11 protein-coding genes are annotated in these 12,375 nt (G+C 57.0%); 5 read left to right on the top strand and 6 right to left on the bottom strand.

Annotated features, from left to right (window positions below):
• Positions 1-202 precede the first annotated feature (202 nt).
• Positions 203-826, top strand: a complete 624-nt coding sequence (locus E2L05_RS19050; protein ID WP_165971676.1) for an exopolysaccharide biosynthesis polyprenyl glycosylphosphotransferase — start codon at positions 203-205, stop codon at positions 824-826.
• Between the two features lie 572 nt (positions 827-1,398).
• Here E2L05_RS19050 and nagA read toward each other — a convergent pair.
• Together nagA and E2L05_RS19040 are read right to left on the bottom strand one after the other, a co-directional pair.
• Entirely contained in the window at positions 1,399-2,529 is a 1,131-nt protein-coding gene (gene nagA, locus E2L05_RS19045) for an N-acetylglucosamine-6-phosphate deacetylase (protein WP_133344478.1), read from the bottom strand.
• A gap of 156 nt (positions 2,530-2,685) precedes the next feature.
• On the bottom strand, positions 2,686-2,880 hold the full coding sequence (locus E2L05_RS19040; protein ID WP_133344476.1) for a hypothetical protein: 195 nt from the start codon (positions 2,878-2,880) through the stop codon (positions 2,686-2,688).
• A gap of 808 nt (positions 2,881-3,688) precedes the next feature.
• Between E2L05_RS19040 and E2L05_RS19035 the strand changes: the two genes are divergently transcribed.
• A complete protein-coding gene (locus E2L05_RS19035; protein ID WP_133344474.1) occupies positions 3,689-5,254 on the top strand; it encodes a phospholipase D-like domain-containing protein in 1,566 nt (521 codons plus the stop codon).
• 53 nt (positions 5,255-5,307) lie between these two features.
• Here E2L05_RS19035 and E2L05_RS19030 read toward each other — a convergent pair whose 3' ends face one another.
• A complete protein-coding gene (locus E2L05_RS19030; RefSeq protein ID WP_165971815.1) occupies positions 5,308-6,075 on the bottom strand; it encodes a nuclear transport factor 2 family protein in 768 nt (255 codons plus the stop codon).
• Positions 6,076-6,270: 195 nt separating this feature from the next.
• On the opposite strand from E2L05_RS19030, the gene E2L05_RS19025 reads away from it, so the two are divergent.
• Positions 6,271-7,152 (top strand): LysR family transcriptional regulator, encoded by an 882-nt coding sequence (locus tag E2L05_RS19025; protein WP_133344470.1) that lies wholly within the window; start codon positions 6,271-6,273, stop codon positions 7,150-7,152.
• Between the two features lie 309 nt (positions 7,153-7,461).
• Here the strand turns inward: E2L05_RS19025 and E2L05_RS19020 are convergent, their stop codons facing one another.
• Positions 7,462-8,556 (bottom strand): ParB N-terminal domain-containing protein, encoded by a 1,095-nt coding sequence (locus E2L05_RS19020; protein WP_133344468.1) that lies wholly within the window; start codon positions 8,554-8,556, stop codon positions 7,462-7,464.
• Between the two features lies 1 nt (position 8,557).
• Complete coding sequence (locus E2L05_RS19015) at positions 8,558-9,871, bottom strand: AAA family ATPase (RefSeq protein WP_133344466.1); 1,314 nt, start codon at positions 9,869-9,871, stop codon at positions 8,558-8,560.
• Between the two features lie 379 nt (positions 9,872-10,250).
• On the opposite strand from E2L05_RS19015, the gene E2L05_RS19010 reads away from it, so the two are divergent.
• Positions 10,251-10,955 carry a DnaA N-terminal domain-containing protein gene (locus E2L05_RS19010; protein WP_133344464.1) on the top strand — a complete coding sequence of 235 codons (705 nt, stop codon included), beginning with the start codon at positions 10,251-10,253 and terminating at the stop codon, positions 10,953-10,955.
• A 26-nt stretch (positions 10,956-10,981) separates the two neighbouring features.
• Positions 10,982-12,133 carry an iron-containing alcohol dehydrogenase gene (locus tag E2L05_RS19005; protein ID WP_208016283.1) on the top strand — a complete coding sequence of 384 codons (1,152 nt, stop codon included), beginning with the start codon at positions 10,982-10,984 and terminating at the stop codon, positions 12,131-12,133.
• 6 nt (positions 12,134-12,139) lie between these two features.
• Here E2L05_RS19005 and E2L05_RS19000 read toward each other — a convergent pair.
• A partial coding sequence (locus E2L05_RS19000) for a DUF1513 domain-containing protein (RefSeq protein WP_133344462.1) occupies positions 12,140-12,375 on the bottom strand: 236 nt, incomplete at its 5' end.

Here is a 12,375-nt window from a genome sequence, read left to right as displayed (position 1 = left end):
CCCCTATCCTAAAGGCGTAGTGCCGTATTCGAAACGCAATTTCGGCCTCCCTTTCGAGCTTCGTTCGGCGCAATAGAAGATCGTTAATGGCGCGTCCTAACCTTTATCTCGCTTTCCCTAACCCTACGCTCAGATGCGTTCCAGACCCGCTTCAGGCAATTTGGTGGCAGATAAATTGACACGCCGATCTGGAGATGCCGACATGACAAACACAGCTCAAACATTCGCCGCCGCGTCGACCAACCTTCAGGTCATTGCAAAAGACGCAATGGACCGCACCATCGCTCTGGTCGCCATTTTGCTGCTGCTGCCAGTGCTCGTCATCGTCGCCATCGCGATCCGCCTTGAAAGCCGCGGCCCGGTTCTGTTCCTGCAAGACCGCACCGGCCTGAACGGCAAAGTCTTCCGCATCTTCAAGTTCCGCTCGATGACAGTGGGTGCAGGCCTGGCCCAGGCCCGCCGCGGCGACGCACGCATCACACGGGTTGGCGCCTTCCTGCGCAAAACATCCATCGACGAGCTGCCGCAGCTGCTGAACGTTCTGCTTGGCCACATGTCCCTGGTTGGCCCGCGCCCCCACGCTGTTGCACATGACGAATTCTATGCGCCGCAGATCACCAACTACATGGCCCGCTACGCCGTGAAGCCCGGCATGACCGGTTGGGCCCAGGTGAACAACGCCCGCGGCGAAACCGAAACCCTGAACAAAATGGCCCGCCGCGCTTCGCTCGACCTGGATTACATCCGTGATTGGTCGCTGGCGCTGGACCTGAAGATCCTGATCGTGACGCCGCTCGCGCTGCTGACCGACAAGGCTGCGTACTGAGTTACCCGAGTGTGTGCGTTGTTTCCGAGTGACCAAAAGCCAAGTTGACGAGTTCCCCAGATTACCGAGTCCCCATACCCCAAGTGTGGTTTCCCAGTCTTTAACGAGTGACACTTTTTACCTAGTTCCAAACGCAAGTTCTTACCAAGTGGCGTGTTAAGCCAAGCTGATCTTAGCAACTGTATCTCTCAGGTCGCCAAAGGAATATATTTCGAACCGCTTTGGCGTAAGGCATTGGCAAGGTTGCGCAGACACAAGAGATTTTAAAGCCGTCAACTGCCAAGTGGTCCGCCTGATGACTCGACCCTCGGGCCAACCACGACTGCGGATGGTGCGCACGAGCGTCGTTTCCTTCGCATCAGGCGCGATCTGTGCAGCGTCTTTATCGGTCCATCGGTTCAACGTGCACCATCTTGATAGGATTCCGACACAAGACCATCAGATGGTCAAGTTACCGGAGTACGGCAAAGGCTTGCCCCGATGTGCAAACCGAGCGGTGCCTTGAGCTAATCATGAATTTCAAGCGTCGTTACCTTCGGCAGTTCGATCCTAAGGTCCAGGCTCATGGCGGGCTAGATGCCGCGTATGTTGCCAAAGGCACTGTCCATCCAGATGGCGTGCGCCACAGAGCCCGTCACAAGGCGACCATGACCGAAGTCTTCGTTCAATACATATGCCGGGGCGCGAGTGACCATTCTGAGGGCGTCTTGTTTGGTCACGCCGACCTGATCCACAAGAACACCGAGAGCACGGCCAAATTCGAGATCCGCCCCGGCAAGCGTGCCATCCTGCAAGGTCAGCCGCCCGTCACGGCGTATTACCCTGCGTCCGTTTAAATGAAATTCATGGATGTTCGAACCGACAGTGGACATTGCGTCGGTCACAAGAAAGACTTCGCCCGGACGGGCCTTGGCGGCGAGCGCTACAGCCATACTGGTTGCGTGTACATGTATGTTATCGGCGATCAACCCGGCAGATACGCCGCCGGTGCGCAGGGCTGCCCCGACCAATCCCGGTTCCCTGTTGCCCATCTGGCTCATGGCGTTGAACAGATGCGTGACACAGCTTGCGCCAGCTTCGAATGCGGCTTTTGCATCGACCATACTGCAATCGGTATGTCCCAAAGACACGATGACACCCGCCTGCGCGAGCCGCTTTATCTGCGGAAGCGTTACATTTTCCGGCGCCACCGTCACCATGACATTCGGCAATCGCTGCGCGGCGTCCAAAAGAAAATCCTCGTCTTCCGGCCCCATTTTCCGGATGAGCGCGGGGTCATGGGCGCCCTTACGCACGATCGACAGGTGCGGGCCCTCTAGATGGATGCCGATAACGCCGGGGACACGTTTCGCAATTGCCTGTTCCACGGCCTCTACGGCGGCGCGAGTTCGGTCTGGGGTGTCAGTTATCAGCGTGGGCAGCAAGGCGCGTGTGCCCGTTGTGGCGTGAGCCTCGGCAATGACGACAAGACCGTCAAGGGTTGTCTCATCGTTGAACATCACCCCGCCGCCACCATTGACCTGCAAATCAATGAAGCCCGGAAGAATAGTCCCGCCATCGAGCTCGGTCACGTCAAAGCCCGGCGGCACGTCGGTTTCACCGCATAGACCCGCGATGACAGACCCATCAAACAGCAGTGCCTTGCCGATATGCAGGTCGGAGCCGTCAAACACTTCGGCTCCCCGGAAGGCGTGCTTGCTCATACTGTTTCCGTAACCTTCTTGAGGTGGCGCTGCTCGTCCGGGTTGATGCAACAGCTTCTGTCGCAAAGTTTCAGCCCGGCCAACAATGGTTTTCGCTGAACACAGATACGCTGCCAGAACAGCAAGGTGCTTGAAAGCAGAAATTCCGGGCCACTCCTATAGATCTTCGCAGATCGTATTGACCGTTACGACCCCAGCTTCCGTTTCGGCCACAGAGTGAAACGCCTTGCCCCCGACACAGGCTGCGTGACCCGTTTCAAGAACCTTCGCGCAGAAGCAGTATTCCCACGGCTTGAACCCCATCGTCACGAATCGTCGCTCGTTTTCAAACACAAAAGCCCGGTCTGCCATGGGCAATAAATGCCAACCGACCGCAAAAATTCTTGCGATAGAGCCCTCCCTCGGCACGGCAGAGAGCGCCGCAACTCAGGACAGAGCGTGCTTCGGGGCGTTGTACTTGGCAATGCCGGGACGTGTTTAACCTTGCTTCAGGGGACTACAGCTTTTGATCAAGCTGGATGTCAGGAAAACGATGGTTTTAAACTTACCACAACGACCGCCCCAGCATGGGCATCGGCGGCATAACACCCGCTATGAACCTGAAAATAGCCGCATAAGTACTACGGCCGCACCCCTTCAAAAATGCGGGAATTACCACATGGTCAGACAACAAGCGTCACATATCTCCTGTCGGCTTGCGTCGCGGTCATTGGCTAGGTGTTTAGTCTCAGCGTGTCATGGGTTGCTTCGACATTGAACCCTTCTGGTTCTGCTGTCGGGATTTTGCAGATGTATTCGAACGGCGTGCGTGGTCTTGGCGATCCCATGAAGAAGTTGTGCCATCGTGCATCCATTTGACGGTCACAGATCAGTAGACCACCACACAATGGGGCTAAACAGCTAAGTAATCTGAATATTCCACAGCGTAGGATGCGCAAAGCAAAGCCGAACGAGAGGCTCTATCCGAAATTTGCGCAGGTGCCGACGCCTACATCGCCATCAAGGATCCAATCAGTGGTGAAGTCGGCGCGCCAACCTTTCTGGTAAGGCTGGGAAATGTTCCCGAATCTGGCCATTTCCAGAATCGCGAACCCAAGAAAGACGAAACTTGGCAGCACACCTCATTTAATGCGAATGTCCCCAAAAAAAGGGCCTTTGAATGAGATCAACAAAGCCGTTACCTGCCACCGCGTCTAAAGCTTGGCGCATGATTGTCGGCCTGACGCTTTGTGTCGCGATGTTTGGCTGCGCTCAGGTTCCCCTAGACCAGCCAAAGCCCATAACGACCGCCAGAGAGTCAGCTGAATCCGCGAAACTAAACATCGCCATCAGCGCCGCGAGCCAAAACAAATCAACGGCGCAGTCTTCATTCGCAGTGCTTAATGATGGAAACGAAGCGCTGGGTGCGCGGCTCCGCTTGATTGAGGCGGCCGAAGACACGGTGGACCTGCAGTACTTTCTTATGAAATCCGATCTTGCAGCGGCGTTGATCGGGCAAGCCTTGTTGCGGGCCGCCGATCGGGGCGTGCGGGTGCGACTGTTGCTTGACGACGTTTTTACTACGGCGAGTGACAAGGGCCTCGGCCTGATTAATTCTCATCCGAATATCGATATACGCATCTTCAATCCAGCGACGCGGCCAGGACCCAAGTTTGCCAGTTTTCTGACAGATTTCTCTCGCATCAATCGCCGCATGCATAACAAGTTGTTCACTGCTGACGGGGCGTTTGCAGTTATTGGCGGGCGCAACATCGCAGACGAGTATTTTCAAATTGGCACGACTTCTGAATTTGCGGACTTGGACATGCTCGTGACCGGTCCGGTCGTCGCCTCAATATCCGACGCCTTCGATACATATTGGAATGACGGTTGGTCCATCCCCATCGAACGGTTGCGAAAAGCGCCAACACAAAAGCAGTTGATCCAAGCGCGCGCCGACATGAATGCGCGAATGATCCAAGGCAATGCGACGTACGAAAAGGCCGTCAAAGATCCATATTTTGAGCGGCTCATCGCCGGTAAAGAGCCCGTCTATCATGGATACGCCAGTGTCATTACGGACGCTCCCGCGAAGCTGAAAGTTCCGGTCAGAGACGGCGAACGTAAACTCGCGGAAACCTTGCTCGGGCGCATGAAGAACGCCAATGACGAAGTTCTGCTGCTGACACCCTATTTCGTTCCAGAAGACTACGGCGCCCGGCTCTTTTCCGATTTGGCTGCTCGCGGTGTAAAGGTGCGGATTGTGACCAATTCGTTGGGGTCCACGAACCACGCTTATGTCCATGCCGGATATCGGCGTCACCGACCAAGCTTACTGGACGCAGGGGTTGAGTTGTATGAGGTCCGCTCGGACGCACTTCAAGCGCTGGCGCTGGTACCACCGGGGGACAAAACTGATTTGGTGATGCACACGAAACTGGCCGTGATCGACGGGCAGGATGTTTTCGTCGGGTCGCTCAACCTAGACCCGCGTTCCATCAAGCAAAATACCGAGTTCGGTGTTTTCATCAAAAGCCCACCCTTGGCCGGGGAAATCGGGACTCGCCTTCAAAACGACATCGCCAAATACACCTATCGCCTTACGAAATCCGCCGATGGAGCTTTGCAGTGGCACTATGACAACCCCTCGGCGCCTGTGACCACAACCAAAGAGCCAGGCGCGACTTTGTGGACGAATTTGGTTGTTGGGTTTACGGAACTCCTGGGCGTTGAACTCCAGTTGTAAGTGCTCGGAACATGGTCGCCGCATCAGCCCCCTGCCCGTCACTCACATGCCGATCAGAACTTGCCCGAGTTGCCCCAACTCTCACGCGGGCCAATCTCTTCTTCGGTCATCCAATGCTCGACGATCTTCTCATCCGCCACGCGGTACAGATCGAACACCGCGATATCCTTGCCCTGTGCGTGACGCTTTCCGTATGTCACGACAAAGTCCCCCTGCCCCATCAGATGAAACAGCATTTCATACTCGCCAGCCTCAACTGACCGGGTCCATTGCGCCAACCCATCGCGACCCGCCGGAATGGTCGGCGCATGTTGAACAAGCCCTTCAGCAACAAAATCGCCGATCCGGTCCACAGCCCCGCCTTGGCGCACCTGCTTGGTAAATTCACGAACGATTGTCTTGTTGGCCTCGGTATCCGCGCTCACATCGACAACCGCACAGCCACCCACCATATCCTCGCCAGACCGCGTGTCGGGCTGGTAGGCAGCGATGGTATCCCAATGCTCAAGGATCAAACCGTTCGCATCCGTAAAGAACATGTCCATGGTGACCCACTGCGCTGCGCCATCGTTCAACGACTGGTACGCACTACAAAACACCCAAGGGCCGTCTTCAAAGCTGCGAACGATCTCAATCTCGCGAAGCGGATTGCGGGCCAAGAATGGCTCAAAGAAGGCTAGAAACCCCTCTGCCCCATCGCCAACACCTGTGGAATGCTGGGTGTACCGATGGCCTGTGTACTTTTCGACGGCTGTGCGCGCATCCCCGCCGGCGATGCCCTCTAGGTATATACCGCGCACATTTTCCAAACCCCGTCCCATATCAGTCCCTCTTTGTCTGTTCGCTAAACTCGGGCGGAAGCCCATCTGCCGCCACGCGTTCGCTGCGGCCACGATCACTCGCTCAACTGGGCCGGTACACGCACCCAAGCGATGCGTCTGACGAGAATACTATTGACGAACGTCGTTCCGAAAAAGTAATCAATTCTCGAACAGACTGTCCCGATTAGGCGAACAATGATCGACAAATTGCGCCGCATCGCGATCTTCTCCTCCGTGGTGGATCAAGGCAGCTTCAGGGCGGCTGCACGGCATTTGGGGCTGGCACCGTCGCGCGTTAGCCAAAGCGTGTCTGACCTTGAAAAAGAAATCGGGGTCACTCTGCTTTATCGGTCGACGCGGCACCTGTCACTGACACAAGAAGGTCGGATCCTGCATGAACAGGCCCGCGCCATGCTGGCGGCGGCTGAAATCGGGCTGGATGCGATCAACCCACTGTCAACCCAACCTGCCGGGCTTCTGCGAATTTCAGCCCCGGCCTTCGTCACCCAGACCGACCTCATGGATGACTTTGCGGAGTTTGCCAAAGCTTATCCGAACGTGTCCCTTGATCTGCATTTTACAGATCAGCAGCACGACATCATCAAGGATGGTTTCGATCTTGCGATCCGCGCCGGCTGGCCACAGGACAGCGACCTTCGGTCCCGCAAGATCGGGCGCACGGACCGGCATCTGGTGGCAAGCCCCGACTATGTTGCTGCCCGCCCTGCCCCTGATCACCCCCATGACCTGAAAGACTGGGATTGGATCAGGTTCATCATGCGCGCCGACAAAGCAGATTTCATTTCCCGTGACGGCACGGCTGCGTCAGTCAGTGGTAAGTACCGGGTCACCGTAAATTCTGCAGCCGCTCTATATGAATTCGCGGTGCGGGGTCTTGGTGTGTCTGCCATTCCCGACCATCTGGCAAAGCGCGGTTACGATCGCGGCGAGCTGGTTCAGATCATGCCAGAGTGGTCGCTTCAACCCTTGGGCATCTATGCAATCTGGCCCGACAAATCCCGGCGCGAAAATCTGACGACGCTCTTTGTCCGGTTTTTGTCTTCAAGACAGCCATGACCCAGACCTGTTTTTCAGCCTTTACCGTGCAGCGCGAGCCCCACTGACAACACGTTGATTCCGTGGGGAAAAGTGCCATTTTGATCTATACCCGCGCATTGGCAACATGACTTTTAATGGCTTTATATCTGAGGTATGTCTTTTTTATGCGCATTACTTAGATTTTTTGCGCACCACATGCGCATTCACACCACCCTTGAGCTACCGCAACGCCGTGCCGCCCTCTCTGCGCTTCAGAAAAGAAAGCGGCTTCGCCCCATCCAAGAGCAACGCCGCTTATCAGTAACCCGTGGGTTACGCCCTGCCCGCTTAAAGGCTGGTAACCCGTGGGTTACCGGTTGGCTCAAGAGCTGCTTCAAACGCCCTGATTGCCCGTTCCAACCTGTCGCGTGGCACGTCGGTAAAATCCCGTTGACTGACGATCCGGCACTCACCGCTTCGCGCTGTCACCTTTGTTTGGCCAACATGAAATTCGTACTTCTCTTTGCGCTCTTTCGGGCTTGGTTTCGCCGCGACCTTCGCTTTCTGTGATGCCTGAACAAAGAAGGTCAGTGCCTCGGCCTGATCCTCCGGCGCAGCGCACGCCGATAAAGAGCGGCGCAAAATACCCGTTCGATCCGGTTGGGCTTTCAGGATCCGCGCAAGGTCGACACCCAAGTTGCGAGACACATCCTTCGGCCATTTCATCGCACCATCCAGCTCGGTCAAAAGAAACACAAAGCTGCGGATATAGGACCGCTTCATTTTATGCAGCGACGCATAAAGTCGGCCAACCATCGCCTCTGCATCATCGCCTTCGACCTGCGGATCCCGAGCAGCTTCAATGGCGACCTGCGCCATTTCTGCAAAGGTAAGATCCTCGCGAACAACATTCTCTTCCACCATGTCGATATACCGCGCAACACGGTCAGGCTGATCTTCTGACGCGACCTCAACGCGGGCCACAACCCGCATGAAAGCTTCATCTTCGGTTTCGGTGAACAATTGACTCAAAGCCGTCAAACGGCGCCAGCCCTTCTTCAACTGATACCGACCTTGCGCATCTCGATAGACTTCGATCGGCTCTTTCTGACCCCGCATCCGAATGGACGCTTTCAATTCCTCCATCTCGTCCGAATTCGCCACGGCAGCCAAGTCAAGACGATCACGGGGAAGATCGGTCGTCTCGACCTCGCTCAACAACAGCCGCACCAGAACGCGCCCCTGAGCCTCTGCGCTGCGCCAAGCCTTTGCATCTTCGGCGTTGCGCCGCCGCTGTTCGATCTTGGCCTCTGTCGTTTCTTGCAAACTGGCAGCCGCTTCGCGCACCGCCGCTCCCATTGGGCCAACGTTGCGTTCCCGTTTGGCAGAGTCCTTGGGCGGCTCGATTGGATCGAAGCCGAACTTGTTTTTCCCGCGGCTCATGTCACGCTCCTTTCCGCTGATCTTGCTCACCATGCTCGCGCCATGACCCGATCAGCGTGTCGTGAAACTCCTGATACGCCCGGTCAAAGCTCTGCCGCGCGCGTTTCCACGTATCGCGAGTCATTTGCCGATAGTCTTGTTCATAGACCGACATCTGAAACCGCCCAGATTGCTCTACGGCGCGTGTCATCTCTATCGGGTTCTGACACACATCTGCGCCGAACACATTTCGGAACGCGCCCATCATCGCCATGTGAAGCGGATTGTTCGGTTCAAACCGTGTCATCAACAACCGGATATCGCGGAAGCGTTTTGGCAGTGTGATCCCGGCATCCTCTGCCAATGCCGAGAAACCTTCGGAGATATCCGCCATCGCATCCCCAAGCTGTCCAAGATAGCTGGTCGTGCTGTCATATTCCCAATAGCCCGGCCCGGACGGAATATAGAGAATGTCCGCCGCAAAGGCCGCGTTGAGGGACTGATACCCGATCGCAGGGGGGCAATCGAAAACGATGAGATCGTATTGATCGTCCGGCAATTCGTCGAGGTAACGCGCAACACAGCCGAAAAATGACCATGCCTTGTGAAGCGACCGGTATTGTGCGCTGGCAAATTCGACGAACGCGGCATTGGCGCATGAGGGGATGATATCAATGGTCGGCCAGCAAGTCTTTTGAATGAAATCCTGAAATCGCTGCGCGCCAATGGATTGAACGTCTTGCGGCAACTCATCAGAAGAAGGGTAGGGGCAATCGTCGGGGTCATCATATCCCGCTGCGATCCGGTCTGCTTCCCGGCACAGATCCCGACACATAATGCCCCAGACCGTGTGCCATTCCTTTACTTCTGTAAGTCCCATGGAGTGGGTCAACGTTGCTTGTGGGTCGAAATCAATGCACAGAACGCGATACCCATCCAAGGCCGCCGCATTCGCAAGGTGCTGCGCCACGACCGTCTTGCCGACACCGCCTTTGAAGTTCGACACCGCCACACGCATTGCCCGGCCCTTTGGGCGTTCAGGCAAAAGCGACTTGCCACGAAAACGGACTCGGCGACGCAGTTCGTTAATTTCGTCCAAAGTGAACCACCGCTGGCGGCCATCATCTTGGGTCTTGCCTTGGGGCAGGGACGGATCGTCAGCGAGCTTCTTTCGCAACGTGTCAGCCGGAACATCGAACATGAAGCTGCTGATTTCCCAAATCGAGAACGGACGAAGTGTTTTGATCTCGCCCGGGGAAAAGGTTGCGCGCCGCACTGCTGATTGCTGTGCGAGGCTGCGTTCATTCATTGCCTGTAAGTCTGTATGATCCCGCATTGTTGGGGCCTCGTGTTATTGCTTGTAGGAAATTGAATAACGGGATTTGAGAAATATGGCAAAACAAGAATTTTTTCTCGTTGTTTGACAAAGAACGGGATTTTACGTGGTCGGGCGCAGGATGATGCGAGCGTTCCAATCGAAATAGGGTGGCACGCACGACACCTTATAGCTAAATAGGGTGACAATCGGGCGTTAATACAGTGACATACGGTGTCACCCTACACCTACTAAACCTAATTTCTTTGATGAATTGAGATTTGACATAGGAAATCCCGGTTTTCGTTTTCAATTGACAGAAAACGGGATTTGATGCTTTTTTATACCTAACGAGAATCGAGCTTAAGCCCGATCCGCAGAGGCAGAGAAAAGAGCAATCATGCAACCCGGTCGCGTGACTGGCCCCGGTTCCGGGGTCCACAAGTATGACATTCTGACAGCGGTGGCCATTGCAGGATTGCACGGGTCGACCACGCAGCAGGTTTCTGCGTTAAGGTTGATCTCGCTGATCACCGCCCGGTACAACTGGCAGCGCAACGAGTTGAGCATTGGCCAGGCTGAGATGGCGCGGCTATGGGGTGTCAATGAACGGACGGCGAAGCGCGAAGTGAAACGGTTGCTTGCCATGGGACTGTTGGATGTAAAGCGCGCAGGAGTTCGGGGCCGGGTCGCGAGTTATCGGTTGAACCTTGATGTTCTTGAATCCTTGTCCCGTCCGGTGTGGGGCGCAGTGGGCCGCGATTTTGCGGATCGCGTTGAAAAGACACTAACCAAGCCCGCAGCAGCGGACAGCAAGGTACTCAAGGTCGATTTTACCCAGGCAGTGCGCTTGCCAGAGCCGGTTGGCGGCGATGACCCGCGTTGGCAAATCGTGATGCGGGAACTGGCAGATCAACAGCCAGAGGCATTTGCCAACTGGTACCATCGTTTGACGCTGGGCTCGCTTGCGGACGGTGTTGTCGAGATCCGCGCTCCAAATGGGTTTGTGTTGGACTATGTGGCGACTCATCTGGCTGGGCCGGTTACGGCCGCTGTAGAACGCACGTTTGGCACGTGCCGGATAAATTTGGTGAAGTCCGGCTGAGGTCGGGCAGGGGGCTGCGAGAGACTATGACATCACCACAGATGGGACTGACCTTTCAGACTGCTGGAAAGATACAATTCGGGCGAGGCGCTGCCGCAGGCGCGGCGGATGCAATTGCCGCCATTGGGCGGGCTGCATTTCTTGTGCATGGGGCAACGGCGGCGCGAGCGGATTGGCTGAAAGACGCGCTGATCGCAGCCGGTTGCCGCGTAACCACGTTTGCCTGCCCGAATGAGCCGGACATTGCGGGTGTCGAGGCCGGTGTTGCGGCGGCGCGGGCTGCCGGTGCCGAGGTCGTTGTTTCACTTGGCGGGGGCGCGCCCATTGATTTGGGCAAAGCGGTTGCCGCGCTTGTGCCAGCCACGCGGCCAATGCTGGATCACCTGGAGGTGGTCGGGCAGGGGCTGCCGTTGGATCATGCGCCGCTTCCCTTTGTGGCGTTGCCGACGACAGCAGGCACCGGGGCCGAAGTGACAAAGAACGCGGTCATCAATGTGCCTGAGGCGCGGCGCAAGGTGTCGCTGCGGGATGACCGGATGTTGCCGGATCTGGCGATAGTTGATCCCGCGTTGACCGATGGTGCGCCGCGCAGTGTGACCCTTGCCAGCGGGCTCGATGCTGTGACGCAAGTAATCGAGCCATACATTTGCACCAAGTCGAACCGTCTGACCGATGCCCTGTGCCGCGACGCAATTCCGCTGGGTCTGGCGGCGTTGGCAAAATTGATGGAAGCGGAGGTGACGCAGGCCCGCGACGATCTGGCTTGGGTCAGTCTGTGCGGCGGTCTGGCCTTGGCCAATGCCGGGTTAGGGGCTGTTCATGGGCTGGCTGGGCCGATTGGTGGGATGTCTCCGGCGCCGCATGGCGCGGTGTGCGGCGTTCTGCTGCCCTATGTGCTAGAGGCGAATGCTGCGGAAGCGGGGCCGCACGCGGCGGCCCGGCTTGCCGATGTGCGCGGCTGGATTGCCGCTGTGCTTGGCGGTACGGCACAGGATGCACCCGCGACGTTGGCGCGTTGGTCGGCAACACATGGGTTGCCCCGTTTGGGGGCGATGGGGCTTGCGCGCGAAGATTTACCCGCCATTGCCGAGGCGGCGGGTGGATCGTCATCTATGAAGGCGAACCCAGTGCCGTTGTCCGCCGCTGCTTTGCTGGGGGTGCTGGAGCGTGCCCTTTGAGGCGGATCAGGGCGTGACAGGGACCAAGTGATTGTCCCATGCGACGGTGTGTTTGGCCGCACCGCTATCTGTAAGCACGGCGCCCGTACCATCGGTGAAGGCAAGGCCGGTTGCCGTTGGGGCGACGCCGCACAGGTCAGGTCTGTGTAGTATGTCGCTTTGTGTGCCGGTCCAGATCACGGCGCGCCCGCCACGCGGTGCCGTGACTGCGCAGCGGGTGCCATCGCCGGACCACGCCACGG

Source organism: Meridianimarinicoccus aquatilis (assembly GCF_004358675.1).
In the GTDB taxonomy this organism is placed as follows: Bacteria; Pseudomonadota; Alphaproteobacteria; order Rhodobacterales; family Rhodobacteraceae; genus Meridianimarinicoccus; species Meridianimarinicoccus aquatilis.
The sequence above is the reverse complement of the archived record's forward strand: the minus strand, read 5'-3'. Positions and strand labels throughout refer to the sequence as shown.